The sequence below is a fragment of the Phreatobacter sp. genome, assembly GCF_022843985.1.
Lineage (GTDB): Bacteria > Pseudomonadota > Alphaproteobacteria > Rhizobiales > Phreatobacteraceae > Phreatobacter.
This window is the reverse complement of sequence record NZ_JALHMP010000013.1, coordinates 37001-50601: the sequence shown is the minus strand read 5'-3', so window position 1 is coordinate 50601 and position 13601 is coordinate 37001. Positions and strand designations below refer to the sequence as shown.

The 13601-nt window shown below is 67.9% G+C and carries 12 protein-coding genes; 10 read left to right on the top strand and 2 right to left on the bottom strand.

Going from position 1 to position 13601, the window contains the following annotated elements; genetic code table 11:
* Window positions 1–85: 85 nt before the first annotated feature.
* Window positions 86–535: a cyclic nucleotide-binding domain-containing protein gene (locus tag Q0C57_RS10970; protein WP_296576239.1), complete on the top strand. Its 450-nt coding sequence runs from the start codon at window positions 86–88 to the stop codon at window positions 533–535.
* Window positions 536–549: 14 nt separating this feature from the next.
* Window positions 550–2934: a PAS domain S-box protein gene (locus Q0C57_RS10965; protein WP_296576237.1), complete on the top strand. Its 2385-nt coding sequence runs from the start codon at window positions 550–552 to the stop codon at window positions 2932–2934.
* Between the two features lie 5 nt (window positions 2935–2939).
* On the opposite strand, the gene Q0C57_RS10960 is transcribed toward Q0C57_RS10965, so the two are convergent.
* Together Q0C57_RS10960 and Q0C57_RS10955 are read right to left on the bottom strand one after the other, a co-directional pair.
* On the bottom strand, window positions 2940–3365 hold the full coding sequence (locus Q0C57_RS10960; RefSeq protein ID WP_296576234.1) for a globin domain-containing protein: 426 nt from the start codon (window positions 3363–3365) through the stop codon (window positions 2940–2942).
* A gap of 271 nt (window positions 3366–3636) precedes the next feature.
* Window positions 3637–4350 carry a response regulator transcription factor gene (locus Q0C57_RS10955; protein ID WP_296576231.1) on the bottom strand — a complete coding sequence of 238 codons (714 nt, stop codon included), beginning with the start codon at window positions 4348–4350 and terminating at the stop codon, window positions 3637–3639.
* A 110-nt stretch (window positions 4351–4460) separates the two neighbouring features.
* Here Q0C57_RS10955 and Q0C57_RS10950 point away from each other — a divergent pair, with 110 nt between their 5' ends.
* The 8 genes from Q0C57_RS10950 (at window position 4461) to Q0C57_RS10915 (ending at window position 13582) form a co-directional block, all read left to right on the top strand.
* A complete protein-coding gene (locus tag Q0C57_RS10950; RefSeq protein ID WP_296576228.1) occupies window positions 4461–5183 on the top strand; it encodes a response regulator in 723 nt (240 codons plus the stop codon).
* A 5-nt stretch (window positions 5184–5188) separates the two neighbouring features.
* Entirely contained in the window at window positions 5189–5356 is a 168-nt protein-coding gene (locus Q0C57_RS10945; protein ID WP_296576226.1) for a hypothetical protein, read from the top strand.
* Window positions 5357–5358: 2 nt separating this feature from the next.
* On the top strand, window positions 5359–7143 hold the full coding sequence (locus Q0C57_RS10940; protein WP_296576223.1) for a PAS domain S-box protein: 1785 nt from the start codon (window positions 5359–5361) through the stop codon (window positions 7141–7143).
* 357 nt (window positions 7144–7500) lie between these two features.
* Complete coding sequence (locus Q0C57_RS10935) at window positions 7501–10851, top strand: helicase-related protein (RefSeq protein WP_296576220.1); 3351 nt, start codon at window positions 7501–7503, stop codon at window positions 10849–10851.
* Window positions 10852–10883: 32 nt separating this feature from the next.
* Complete coding sequence (locus Q0C57_RS10930) at window positions 10884–11264, top strand: RNA-binding S4 domain-containing protein (RefSeq protein WP_296576219.1); 381 nt, start codon at window positions 10884–10886, stop codon at window positions 11262–11264.
* 87 nt (window positions 11265–11351) lie between these two features.
* Window positions 11352–12527: a homoserine O-acetyltransferase gene (locus tag Q0C57_RS10925; RefSeq protein WP_296576216.1), complete on the top strand. Its 1176-nt coding sequence runs from the start codon at window positions 11352–11354 to the stop codon at window positions 12525–12527.
* The gene (gene metW, locus Q0C57_RS10920; protein WP_296576213.1) at window positions 12524–13180 is read left to right on the top strand and encodes a methionine biosynthesis protein MetW; all 657 of its coding nucleotides are present in this window, start codon (window positions 12524–12526) and stop codon (window positions 13178–13180) included. The genes Q0C57_RS10925 and metW overlap by 4 nt, the downstream gene beginning before the upstream one ends.
* Before the next feature lie 102 nt (window positions 13181–13282).
* The gene (locus Q0C57_RS10915) at window positions 13283–13582 is read left to right on the top strand and encodes a DUF1304 family protein (RefSeq protein ID WP_296576400.1); all 300 of its coding nucleotides are present in this window, start codon (window positions 13283–13285) and stop codon (window positions 13580–13582) included.
* Window positions 13583–13601: the final 19 nt, after the last annotated feature.

Below are 13601 nucleotides of genomic sequence, written 5' to 3'. Positions count from 1 at the left end.
GCATTGTCTGCATCGGCGGTCCGCCTTCCCCGGTGGATCGCCGTGTTGACGTTCGATTCTCCTGCAGTCGTGCTAAGCGGAGCCCATGGCCCTCGACGACGACATCGCCCTCTTGGCGCGGGTTCCGCTGTTCGCAAGTCTCGGCGGAGAGCCCTTGCGTCTGCTGGCCTTCTCTGCCGAGACGCGGTTCCTGCGCTCCGGCGACGTGCTGTTCAAGGAGGGACAGGCGGCCGATTGCGGCTATGTGGTCGGCGAGGGGCGCATGGCGCTGACCAATGACGGCGGCCTGACCGAGCATCTCGCCGGCCCCGGCAGCCTGATCGGCGAGATGGCCCTGATCATCGAGACGCTGCGGCCAGCCACCGCGGTGGCACGGGACCCCGTCACCGTGCTGCGCATTCCGCGAGCGCTGTTCCGCCGGGTGCTGACCGAATTCCCGGATGCAGCCCAGCGGATCCACGAGGAATTCCGGGAAAAGATGCGCGCCACCACCGCCGATCTCCTCCGCGTCGGACGGCTTTTCGAGCGCGGCTGACGCGGCGCAGCCGCTTGACGCAACAGCGGCGCGGCACCAATGTCCCGACCGGTGTCCGGTCCCCGGCCGAGACCCTTGCCGCGGAGAAGGCGATGGCCGAGACCGGCACGCGCAATATTCCGCCCGGCAATGGCGGCACGGACCTGTCACGCCGCTTTGCCGGGGTCCTGATCCTGTGTGGTTTGCCGCTTCTGCTGCTCGTCGCAGCCCTCGGCTGGTCCACCTACGGGCAGGCCGAGGTAACCTCCCAGGCGCGCGACCATATCGTCGAGCATCTCCTCCTCGTCGCCGGCATCGTCGCCACCTTCTCGGTCCTTGCAACCGTCGTCTGGCGGCAGTTCGTCGCCCCCGCCGTCGCCCTCGCGCGCGCCGGAGCGCTCAACGGGCGGGGGACGGCAACGGCCTTGCCGGACGTCCCGGCCCCCTGGGAGGGCCTGCGCCGCCAGCTCGAGATCGCGATCACCGAGCAGCGGGCCAAGATCCACCAGCTCAGGGCGATGATCGACGGCATTCCGCTGCGCACCGTCTATGTCGATCCCGATCTCATCTACCGCGACGCCAATCGCGAGTTCCTCGAATTCGTCGGCAAGAGCCGCGACGAGGTCATCGGCCATTCCGTGGGGGAAATCCTCGGGCCGGAGGTTGTCGAGCAGTACCAGATCATGGGCGAACGGGTACGGGCCGGCGAGACCATGCGCTGGGAGGGCTGGATCCCCTTCGTCACCCGCGGCGAGCGCTATCTGCAGGTCTCGCTCATGCCCTATGTCGCCGTCGGCGATACCCGGGTCGGCTTCCTCACCTTCACCCGCGACCTCACCGAACTGAAGCGCGGCGAGCAGCAACTCGCCCGCAACATGGAGGCGCTGGCGCGCAGCGAGGCGATGAACAAGGCCGTGGTTGTCTCGGCCCTCGATGCCATCATCGTCTCCGACGAGGACTGGCGAATCGTCGAGTTCAATCCGGCGGCCGAAGCCATGTTCGGCCATGACCGAGCCGAAGCGATCGGCCGGCACGCCTTCGACATCGTCGTCCCCGACGACGTGCGCGACATGCAGATCGACACCATGACCCGCTACAAGGCGAAAGTGGACGTCGGCAACCTCGCCCGCCGGTTCGACACGGTCGCCCGGCGGCGCGACGGAACGGTCTTTCCGGTCGAATATTCGGTCAACACGATCCGCAGCGGCGACCATCGCCTGTTCATGGCCCATGTGCGCGATCTCACGGAAGCCAAGCGCATGGAGGCGGAATCGCAGGCGAACCGCGAGCGGCTGCACCAGGTCGAGAAGCTCTCGGCCATGGGCTCGCTGCTCGCTGGCGTGGCGCATGAGCTCAACAACCCGCTGGCCATCGTCATCGCCCAGTCCTCGCTGCTGGTCGAAAAGGCGGCGAGCGACGACGTCAAGCGGCGAGGCGAGCGCATCCACGCGGCGGCCGAGCGCTGCGGGCGCATCGTCAAGAGCTTCCTCGCCATGGCCCGGCAGAAGCCGCCCCAGCGTGAGCCGGTGGATATGGCGCAGGTGGTGACGGGCGCCCTGGACATGGTGAGCTACGGGATCCGCAGCTCAGGCATCGCCATCGACCGCGACATCACGCCCGACCTTCCGGTCATCAGCGGCGACCGGGACCTCCTGACCCAGGTCATCGCCAATCTGATGATCAATGCCCAGCAGGCGCTGATGGACCGTCCGGCGCCGCGGCAGATCTCCCTGCGGATCGCGCGCGCGGGCGCAGACATCGCCATCCGTGTCGCGGACAACGGACCGGGCATCCCGCCGGACATCATGCGGCGCGTCTTCGAGCCCTATTTCACCACCAAACCCGCAGGGGTTGGCACCGGCATCGGCCTGTCGATCTGCCGCAATGTCGTCGAAGCGCATGGCGGCAAGGTCGTCCTCAGCAACAGGGCCGAAGGCGGGGCGCAATTCGACATCACCCTGCCCATCGCCGAAGCCATGGCCGAGGTGCCCGAGATCGTGACTGACCCCGCGGCGCGGGCCGGCCTGTCGATCCTCATCGTCGATGACGAGGTCGACGTCGCCCGCAGCCTTGCCGAGATCGTCGAGGGTCTCGGCCACCGGCCGGTGACCGTCGACCGGCCGGCGGCGGCGCTGGAGGAGGTGGCCAACGGTCGCTTCGACGTGATCTTCGCCGATCTGCGCATGCCTGGCCTCGACGGCGTCGATTTCCGCGACCGCATCCACCGCCGCGATCCCGCACTGGCCGAGCGCACCGTCATCGTCACCGGCGACACGGTCGCCGGTCCCGACCGGCTCGCCCGGGCCGAGGGATCCGAGGCGGTGGTGCTGGAGAAACCCTTCACTTTCGACGATGTTCGGACCGTTCTCGCGCGGGTGGTGGTGCCCGGCGGGACCGCGGCCGCCGCCTCTCGCGACTGACCCCGTCAGGCCGCAACCGCAGGCGCAGACCGCCCGGCGTCGATCATGGCATTGGCAAGCGTGCCATAGCAGAGCGCCCAGGCGGCGCGCGCCTCGTCGTCGAAGCGGTCGCCGAGATGATCACCCAGGGTCGTCAGAAGCGCGATGCCCACGGTGTCGTAGTCGGTGCTGGTCACGCCATATCCGGCATGCCGGGCAGCGAGCGCCCGGACGTCATCGATGACAGCGCCGAGGTCGTGCAGGGAGAGGATGACATGGGCGAGCACCTTGACGAGCTTGCCGCGCTGGGCGGCGAGGTCGGCGGGAAACAGCGGCCGCAGGGTGTCGTCGATGGTGAAGAGCGTGTCGTAGAAGCCGGCGGCGAAAGCGTCGGCGTGGCGGGCGACGAGGCCGAACTGCTGGCGGACGATGGCGATCTGGCGGGGTGTCATGGTCGAAGAGGTTCCGGTTGGAGGATCATGACCCCGACCATTGTCCTGTCGTCCTTCACCGTCTTGCCTCGGGCGAAGGCCCGCTGTTTCCCCTGTTTCGGCAGCGGCGCGCCCCGCTTGATCGCGTGGCTGAAACATTCGGCGATGCCGCACGACATGGGGCGGCACGGCTGCCGCGGCTAGCCTGCCACCGTCACCCCCTTGACCATTCCAGGGCGAAACCGCACCGATGCCGTCGCACCCGATCTTCCGCGCACCTCGACGGCACGGTTCAGGCCTTGTCCCCGCCGGGGGCTGGCACCTCGCCGGCATGGCGCGGCACGTCGAAGACATAGCCATGGCCGCGGACCGTACGGATCGCCTCGGTCTCCAGCTTGCGCCGCAGGCGCGCGATCCGCGAGTCGATGGCCCGGTCGAAGGCCTCATCGTCCTCCGCGGGGGCCTGTTCCATGATCTCCTCGCGGGTCAGGACCTTGCCCGGATTCTCCGCGAAGATGCGGATCAGGGCGACCTCGCCGGCCGACAGCCGGTCCGTCGACCCGTCGACCCTCAGGATGCGCGCCGCAACCAGATCGACGGAGGCCTGCTCGAAGACGACGAGGCTGCGGCGGCGTCCGAGCCGGCGCTGCAGGATGCCCGCCACGCGCGCCGCCAACTCGCGCAGTTCCACCGGCTTCTGCACATAATCGTCGGCGCCGAGTTCCAGGCCGAGAACCCGGTCGATCGGGTCGGGATTGCCGGTCAGGACCAGAACCGCGATGTCGCTGGCCAGATCCGTCCGGATGAGGATGTCGATGCCGCTCTCGCCAGGCAGGCCGATGTCGAGGATGATGAGGTCTGGCCTCTCGCGGGCGAGATAGGGCTCCAGTTCCCAGGCCGCCTTGAGGCAGTCGACGTCATAGCCAAGATCGGTGAGATATTCGCGGACCGCGTCGACCCAGTCGGGTTCGTCGTCGAGCACCGCTATCCGCCCGCGCCGCGCCATGGACATCCCTCTCAAATCACGTCGCGGCACCCGCATCTGCGTGCGACAAATGATCCTAATGCGCAGCCTGCCGGGCTGTCACCCGCACTTGCAACACAAGGGCATCTGCAATGAGATCCACCGTAGCCATCGTCGACGACGAGGAACATCTGCGTGAGGCGGTCGGGGAATATCTCGAAATGCAGGGTTTCGAGGTTTTGACCTTTCGCAACGCCCAGGCCTTCCGCCAGGAAAGCCCAGGAAAGGCGATCGACGTCGCCATCCTCGACATTGCCATGCCGGGCGAGGACGGACTGTCGCTGGCTCGCTTCATCCGCAAATCCGGCCAGACCGGCATCATCATGGCCACGGCCGCCGGGCGTCCCATCGACCGGATCGTTGGCCTGGAGATCGGCGCGGACGACTATCTGGTGAAGCCTTACGAATTGCGGGAACTGCTCGCGCGCATCAAGAGCGTGCTGCGGCGGGTCAATGCCGCCCCCCCTGCCGCTGAGACGCAATCGGCCGCCGGCCGCGAGGGGCGGAGCCTGCGCTTCGGTGCCCTGACGCTCGATCTCGACGCCCGTCGGCTGATCGATGCCGCCAATGGCCCGATCGAGCTGACGGCGATGGAATTCGACCTCCTCCAGGCGCTGGCGACCCGCCCCAACCGGGTGCTCTCCCGTGGCCAGTTGCAGGAATTCGCCCATGGCCGCTCCACCGATGAGAGTGACCGTTCCATCGACATCCGCGTGACGCGTCTGCGCAAGAAGATCGAACCCGATCCGGAACATCCGCGCTTCATCAAGACCGTACGCGGCGAGGGCTATGTCTTCGTTCCCAACGGAGCCTGAGGCGCATGTCGGCGGCGGGCGGGGAGACCATTTCAGATCTGCAGGACGGCGTCGCGGCCATGATGCGCGACGAGGTCGTCGCGCCGGGCGGCCATTTCGACACCGGCATCCTCGCCCGACTTTTCGAGGCCATGCCGAGGGCCGCTTCGTCTATGCGAACCGCGCCGCCCTAGCCATGTTCGGCCTGACGCACGAGGCGGTCATCGGGTATACGGTGCGCGACATCCTCGGGGAGACGCAGGCCGCCCGCACCGCCGCGATGCTGGTCGGGCTGCGGAATGGCGAGACGCCCCAGTGGAGCGACTGGGTCACTGACGCCACCGGGGCGCGGCGCTATCTCGAACAGGCGAGTGCTCCCTGTTTCGACCGTGAGGGCACCCTGGTCGGCTTCATCGCGCTGACCCGCGACATCACCGCCCTGAAGGAGCGGGAAGAAGCCCTGGAGGCACGGCTTGCCGCGCTCAACGTCGCGGAGACCATCAACACGGCGATCATCAAGACCTCGATCGACCCGATCATGGTGGTCGACGAGGAAGGCGTCCTGATCGACCTCAACCCCGCCGCGATGGCGACTTTCGGTTATGCCCGCAGCCATGCAGTGGGGCGGCCGATTTCCGACCTCATCATTCCGCCGGCCATGCGCCGGGCCCACGCCGACGGCATGGCGCGCTACACGCGAACCGGCATCAGCCGCGTCCTCGACCAGCGGATGTCCATGGAAGCGCAGAGGGCAGACGGCTCGCTGATCCCGATCGAACTCACCATTTCAGAGATCAGTCTGCCCCAACGCCGCGTCTTCACTGCCCATCTGCGCGACCTGTCCCAGGTCCGCGAGTCGGAGCGGCAGATGGAGCAGCAACGCGATCGGTTGCACCAGGCCGAGAAGCTGTCGGCCATGGGCTCCCTTCTCGCCGGCGTCGCCCACGAACTCAACAACCCGCTGGCTATTCTTGTCGCCCAGTCGACGCTGCTGATGGAAACGGCGGTGGATGCCGCACAGAAGCGCCGCGCCGAGCGCATCCACGCCGCCGCTGACCGGGCCGGGCGAATCGTCAAGAGCTTCCTCGCCATGGCGCGCCAGCGACCCGAGAAACGCGAGACGGCCCAGCTCAACGATCTGGTGCGGGCCACGGCGGAGATGCTCGCCTATGGCCTGCGCAGCCACGACGTCACGCTTGAGCTCGATCTCGACCCGCATCTGCCGACCATTCTGGCCGACCAGGACTTCATCGGGCAGGTCGTCGCCAACCTCGTCATCAACGCCCAGCACGCCCTGATCGAGATGGAACCGCCCCGGCGCGTCACCATCGCGACGCGGCGCAAGAACGGCCATGTCCGCCTTGTCGTCAGCGACAATGGACCCGGCGTTCCCGAGGCCATCGCGGGGCGTATCTTCGACCCCTATTTCACCACCAAGCCCGCCGGAGTCGGCACCGGCATCGGCCTGTCTATCTGCAAGTCGATCGTCGAATCCCACGGCGGCTCCATCGCCCTCGACCGCAGCGAGGATGGCGGTGCCCGCTTCACCGTCCTGTTGCCCGCCGCGGTGCAAGCGGATGCGGACGCCGAGGCGGAGGGCCCGGCCGACCGCGACGGCCTCACCATCCTTGTGGTGGACGACGAGGCGGATGTCGGGGCCAGCCTGGCGGAAATGCTGGAGCTCTTCGGCCATCGCGTCCTGCCTGCCCAGACCGCCCGGGAAGCCCTGGACGAGGGCGCGATTGCGGAGGCCGAGCTCGTCTTCGTCGATCTGCGCATGCCGGGCATCGACGGCCTGAAGTTCCGCGACAAGGCCATTGCCCTCAATCCCCGCCTCGCCGACCGGGTCGTGATCATGACCGGCGATGCCGTCGAGGGGCCCGGCGCGATCGAGCGCCATGCCGGCGACGGTACCATCCCGGTGATGGAAAAGCCCTTCACCCTCAACGACGTCAGGCGTATCCTCGCCGCCTTTACCTGAGCATCCCGACCGGCCGCCGAGTGGCGTAGCCCGGCCGGCGAATCCTCGCGCGGCGATGATGAGTCTTGCGAAGGACGGTCACAGCCGCCGTCAGCCATTGCGGAGTCGACGTTAAGCATTCGTCAACCCAAATGACTCGCGTCAAATACACCAAGACTCTGCGCACGCCAGTGGCGACTCCACTAGTGGGCCGTTCAACATTCACCCACCATATCTGGTCGTGAACGAAACGTGATTCACAGCGAGTCAGCGATTCGGACCCGATTCGTTCCCACCCCGTTCCGACCGTGAACGCGCCGGAGGCCTGCACTGAATTGTGACGCATTCGCCGTGCCGGCATGATACAGGAATGGGGGAATGACCTTGTCTCTTCCGCCATTGCCCCCCGCCCTCCGCGGGCGAGGGGTCACCGCAGTGCTTGGCCCGACCAATACGGGCAAGACCACGCTTGCTATCGAGCGGATGCTCGCCCATCCCTCCGGCATGATCGGCCTGCCGCTGCGCCTCCTGGCGCGGGAGGTCTATGCCAAGCTGGTCGCCCGCGCCGGCGAAGGCGCCGTCGCCCTGGTCACCGGCGAGGAGAAGATCAAGCCGCCCGGCGCGCGCTACTGGGTGGCGACCGTCGAGGCCATGCCGCTCGATCTAGACGTCTCCTTCCTCGCCATCGACGAGATTCAGATCGCCGGCGATCTGGAGCGCGGCCACATTTTCACCGATCGGATCCTCAACCGCCGTGGCCGCGACGAGACCATGCTGCTCGGCGCCGCCACCATGCGCGGGCTGATCGAGAAGCTCATCCCGGGCGCCAATATCGTCACCCGTCCGCGGTTCTCGAACCTTTCCTTCGCCGGCGAGAAGAAGCTGACGCGGTTGCCGCGCCGCTCAGCCATCGTCGCCTTCTCGGCCGACGAGGTCTATGCCATCGCCGAACTGATCCGCCGCCAGCGCGGCGGGGCGGCCGTGGTCCTCGGTGCATTGTCGCCGCGCACCCGCAACGCCCAGGTCGAGATCTACCAGGCCGGCGACGTCGATTACCTCATCGCCACCGACGCCATCGGCATGGGCCTCAATCTCGACGTCGAACATGTCGCCTTCGCCGCCGACCGCAAATATGACGGCTACCAGTTCCGCCGGTTGAACCCGGTGGAATTCGCCCAGATCGCCGGGCGCGCCGGCCGGTCCAACCGCGACGGCACCTTCGGCACGACGGGACGCTGCCCGCCGCTTGAGGACGATCTTGTCCATGCCCTCGAGAGCCATGCCTTCGACGGGGTGAAGGTGCTGCAATGGCGCAACACCCATCTCGATTTCGCTTCGGTCGAGACGCTGCGCGACAGCCTCGACCAGATCCCCAGCGAGCCCGGCCTGACCCGTTCGCCGATCGCCGAGGACCAGCGGGTGCTGGAACTGGTCCTGCGCGATTCGCTCGTGCGCGAGCGTGCCGTCGGCCGCAATGCGGTGACCCGCCTGTGGGAAGCCTGCATGATGCCGGACTACCGCAAGATCTCGCCGGCGAGCCATGCCGACCTCGTCATGACCATTTTCGGCTATCTGACCGGGCGTTCGGGGCGGTTGCCGTCCGACTGGATCGCCTCCCAGGTCGCCTTTGCCGACCGCACCGACGGCGACATCGACACCCTCTCCACCAGGATCGCCCATATCCGGACCTGGACATTCGCAGCCAACCGCCCGGACTGGGTCGACGACCCTCTCCACTGGCAGGCAGAGACCCGCCGCGTCGAAGACATTTTGTCCGACGCGCTCCATGAACGCTTGACGCAGCGCTTTGTCGATCGCAGGACGAGCGTGCTGATGCGGCGCCTAAGGGAAAACACCATGCTCGAGGCCGAGATCACCAAGACCGGCGACGTCACCGTCGAGGGCCAGCACGTAGGCCGCCTCGAGGGTTTCCGCTTCGCGCCCGATCCGCTTGCCGGCGACGGCGAGGCCGGCAAGGCACTGCGCGCCGCCGCGTCCAAGGCGCTGGCGGGCGAGATTGACCAGCGGGCCGAGAAGCTCGCGGGCTCGGGCGACGAGGCCTTCATTCTGTCGAATGACGGGACGATCCGCTGGCGCGGCGAGGCTGTCGCCAAGCTCGTCGGCGGCGACAAGATTCTCTCGCCCCGCATCCGCATCCTGTCGGACGAGCACCTGACCGGCGGGCCGCGCGACCAGGTCCAGGCGCGCCTCGACCTGTGGGTCCATGCCCAGATCAGCAAGCTGCTCGGTCCGGTCCTGGCGCTGGAGACCTCCGAGGAACTCACTGGCCTTGCCCGCGGCGTCGCCTTCCAGCTCTCCGAGGCGCTCGGAGTTGTCGAACGCCCGAAGGTCGCGGAGGACGTCAAGCAGCTCGACCAGGAGGCGCGGGCCGCATTGCGCAAGCTCGGCGTGCGCTTCGGCGCCTATCACATCTATCTGCCGGCAACGTTGAAGCCGGCGCCGCGCGCCATGGCGCTGCAGCTGTACATGCTCAAGCACGACATGCTGGAGAAGAAGGGTCTCGCCGAGCTGCCGGCGCTCGCCGCCTCGGGGCGGACCTCTATCGCGGTGGATCCGGAGATCGAGAAGGATCTCTACCGCCTCGTCGGCTTCCGGGCGCTCGGCGCCCGCGCCGTTCGCGTCGACATTCTCGAGCGCCTCGCCGATATCATTCGACCGGCGCTTGCCTGGCGTCCCGGCACGCCGTCGCCGGAACCGGCCGGCCATTTTCCCGGTGGCGGATTCACCGCGACGGTGGGCATGACCTCTCTGGTCGGCTGTTCCGGCGAGGACTTCGCCTCGATCCTCAAGGGTCTCGGCTACCGCATGGAGAAGCGCCCGGCGCCGCCGCCGAAACCTGTCGCCGAAAGCGTGCCGGCGCCGGCGGAGGCCATTGTGGCGCCCGACGAGGGTCCGGAACCGGTGACCGGGGCTGTGGAGGCCGATGGCGGATTCCCGACGGATGACGGTGCTGCAGCCGTTCCGGCGGCAGAGGTCACGGCCGCGGCCATCGAGCCGGCGACCGCCGACGCGGTCGCGCCGGGTTTCGAGGCGCCCGCCCTGGACGAGCCCATGGCGGCCGACGGCCAAGTGGAAGCTGACACACCCGTCACTGTCGAGGACGCTACGTCCGCCGATGCGGGGCTGGAGACGACCGCGGCGGCGAGCGAGAGCGCTCCGGCTGCTGATGTCGAGGCGACAGCCCCGGCAGCGGTTATCGCCGAGCCGGCTCTTGTCGAGGTCTGGCGTCCTGGTGGCCGGATGGACGGCGAGCGCCCGGCCCGCCGCGATTTCCGCCGCGGCGCAGACCGGGGCGAGCGCGGCGAGGGCGAACAGCGCCCCCATCAGGGCCGGCAACGGCATGGCCAGAACCAAAGGAGCGGCCAGCGCCCGCCCCAGCCCCCCCGCGAGGGGCAGCCGGCGGGTGAGCGACCGGCCCCGCGTGAGGGCACACCGGAGGGAGAACGCCGGGATGGTGGACGCCCGCCGCGCCGCGACTTCTCGAAGTTCAAGGACTTCGGCGGCAAGGACGCCCGAGGCCCGGACGCACGCGGCAAGAACCCGCGCGGTGACGGCGAGCGCCGTGACCGCCCGCAGCGTGAGGACCGACCCGACCAGCGCAGCCCCCGTCCGCAGGACCGTGCCCCGCGCAAGGACAAGGAGCCGGATCCGAACTCGCCCTTCGCCAAGCTCGCGGCGCTGAAGGATGCGCTGACCAAGAAGCCGTGACCCTGCAGCCCTGATCCAGGCGACGAGGACGCTTGAACGACACCGGCAAACTGCGGATCGACAAATGGCTATGGTTCGCCCGGGTCGTGAAGACGCGGAGCGCCGCGACGGCCCTCTGCGAGGACGGATCGGTCCGTTTGAACGGCACGCGCGTCGATCAGGCCCACAAGGCGGTCCGGGTCGGCGACGTGGTGACGGTGGCGCTCGGCGAGCGCATCAAGGTCCTGAAGATCGTGTCCCTCGCCGAGCGCCGCGGGCCCTATGCGCAAGCGCGGCACATCTACGAGGATCTCTCGCCGGAGCCGCCGCGTTTCGATCCCCCTTCACCGGTGGCTGCGCGCGAGGCCGGCAGCGGACGGCCGACCAAAGCCGATCGCCGCGATATCAATCGCCTCCGCCGCGGTGACGATTGACCGGCGATGCGAATCCACTTGCCAGGACACCGTTGTTCGGAATAACGAACGATCTGATTGACTTGTAAAACGCCAGAAGCCCTGTCCATGGCCCGCCCCAGGCGCATTTCCGATGACCTCGCCCGCCAGCAGGCCGACCACCCGGCCGGCGAGATCGCCCGTTTCGGGGTGGATGAACCCCTTTTGCTCGATGCCGGCATCTCGCTCGCGCCGTTCCAGATCGCCTACCGGACCTACGGCACCCTGAACGCGGAGAAATCCAACGCCATCCTCGTCTGCCACGCACTGACGGGCGACCAGCACGTGGCCAGCAACAATCCGGTGACGGGCAAGCCGGGCTGGTGGGAGATCATGATCGGGCCTGGAAAGCCGATCGACACGGACCGCTACTTCGTCATCTCCTCCAACGTGCTCGGCGGCTGCATGGGCACGACGGGTCCGGCGTCCACCGATCCGGCGACGGGGCAGCCCTACGGCCTGTCCCTGCCGCTCATCACCATTCCCGATATGGTGCGGGCGCAGGCCATGCTGGTGAAACGCCTCGGCATCGACACGCTGTTCAGCGTCGTCGGCGGCTCCATGGGCGGCATGCAGGTGCTGCAATGGGCGGCCCAGTATCGCGACCGCGTCTTCTCGGCCATGCCGATCGCGACGGCGGCACGCCACTCGGCCCAGAACATCGCCTTTCACGAGGTCGGCCGCCAGGCGATCATGGCCGATCCCGAATGGCGTGGCGGGCGCTATCTCGCCGAAGGCACGCGTCCCCTCGCCGGGCTCGCCGTCGCCCGCATGGCGGCACATATCACCTATCTCTCCGATGCGGCGCTGCACCGCAAGTTCGGTCGCCGGTTCCAGGACCGCGATGCGCCGACCTTCTCCTTCGACGCCGATTTCCAGGTGGAAAGTTACCTGCGTTATCAGGGCGAGGCCTTCGTCGAGCGCTTCGACGCCAATTCCTATCTCTATGTGACGCGGGCCATGGACTATTTCGACATCGCCGCGGACCATGGCAGTTCGCTCGCCAAGGCCTTCGCCGGCACCAGGACGCGGTTCTGCGTGGTCTCCTTCACCTCCGACTGGCTGTTTCCGACCGCCGATTCCCGCCAGGTCGTCCATGCGCTCAATGCCGCCGGCGCCTCCGTGTCCTTCGCCGAGATCACCTCAGACAAGGGCCACGACGCCTTCCTGCTGGACGAGCCGGAACTCTTCGCCATCACCCGCGGCTTCCTGGAATCGGCGGCGCGCGCGCGAGGGATTGCATGAGCACGGCCGGAACCACCACCGATCTCACCATGCGGGCCGTCCCGGGGCCGATCCGCGCCGACTACCTCGTTGTCTCGCGCCTGATCGCGCCCGGCTCGAAGGTGCTTGACGTCGGCTGCGGCGACGGCGGCCTCCTCAAGCTCCTGCGTGACGAGAAGGGGGTCGATGGACGCGGCATCGAACTGTCGCGCGAGGGCGTCAACCGCTGCGTCGCCGAGGGTCTCGCGGTCATCCAGGGCGACGCCGATACCGACCTCGCCTTCTATCCCGACGACGCTTTCGACGTGGTGATCCTGTCGCAGACGATCCAGGCGACCCGGGCGCCGCGCGTCGTGCTCGAACACATGCTGCGCATCGGCAAGCAGGCCGTGGTATCCTTCCCGAACTTCGGCCACTGGCGCCTCAGGCTGCAACTGGTGACCCGCGGGCGGATGCCAACCTCGGAGAACCTGCCCTATCACTGGTACGACACACCCAACATCCACTTCTGCACCATCCGCGACTTCGTCGACCTGGTGCGCGAAGTCGAGGCCGTGATCGACCATTCCACCGCCCTCGACGCCTGGGGCCGCGAAGTCCGGGTCAACGCGCCCTGGTGGTTCTGGAACTTCTTCGGCGAGCAGGCCGTGTTCAAGCTGCGCGGCAAGCGTTGACCCTTCCCGCCAGCGCACTGCCAGGAGCGACCACATGACGCCGTCGCCAGCGCCCTCATCGCCCTTGAAGTGCTGATCCACGACGGCATTTTCGCCATCGAGATGGTCTTCTGGCATACGCCAATCGGCCTGGGGGCGTCGAACCTGAGACCCGAACGCGGCCCAGTCGGCGGTCCTCGCCGCCAATCCGGACCTGTCCAGCGGCTGTCTCGCGGCGGGGCTGATCTGGAGCTTCTGGCGCCGAAAAACTGCGCCTTGCCGCTGGCGATCTTCTTCCTCGGCTGCGTCGACGTCGCCTGCCTGATCGGCGCAGCGACTGCCAAGATGTCGATCTTCTTCGTCCAGGCCACGCCGGCCGCCCTGGCGATCGGCGCGGTGCTCATGGCGCGGGACCGCACCTGAACCCCGACTGACAGCCATG

Excerpts from the sequence above, each read along its gene's own strand:
- Q0C57_RS10915 (WP_296576400.1), top strand. The coding sequence starts at position 13,283 with ATGGTCTTCTGGCATACGCCAATCGGCCTGGGGGCGTCGAACCTGAGA.
- Q0C57_RS10970 (WP_296576239.1), top strand. The coding sequence starts at position 86 with ATGGCCCTCGACGACGACATCGCCCTCTTGGCGCGGGTTCCGCTGTTC.
- Q0C57_RS10960 (WP_296576234.1), bottom strand. The coding sequence starts at position 3,365 with ATGACACCCCGCCAGATCGCCATCGTCCGCCAGCAGTTCGGCCTCGTC.
- Q0C57_RS10955 (WP_296576231.1), bottom strand. The coding sequence starts at position 4,350 with ATGGCGCGGCGCGGGCGGATAGCGGTGCTCGACGACGAACCCGACTGG.
- Q0C57_RS10940 (WP_296576223.1), top strand. The coding sequence starts at position 5,359 with ATGTTCGGCCTGACGCACGAGGCGGTCATCGGGTATACGGTGCGCGAC.
- Q0C57_RS10935 (WP_296576220.1), top strand. The coding sequence starts at position 7,501 with ATGACCTTGTCTCTTCCGCCATTGCCCCCCGCCCTCCGCGGGCGAGGG.
- Q0C57_RS10925 (WP_296576216.1), top strand. The coding sequence starts at position 11,352 with ATGGCCCGCCCCAGGCGCATTTCCGATGACCTCGCCCGCCAGCAGGCC.
- metW (WP_296576213.1), top strand. The coding sequence starts at position 12,524 with ATGAGCACGGCCGGAACCACCACCGATCTCACCATGCGGGCCGTCCCG.
- Q0C57_RS10950 (WP_296576228.1), top strand. The coding sequence starts at position 4,461 with ATGAGATCCACCGTAGCCATCGTCGACGACGAGGAACATCTGCGTGAG.
- Q0C57_RS10945 (WP_296576226.1), top strand. The coding sequence starts at position 5,189 with ATGTCGGCGGCGGGCGGGGAGACCATTTCAGATCTGCAGGACGGCGTC.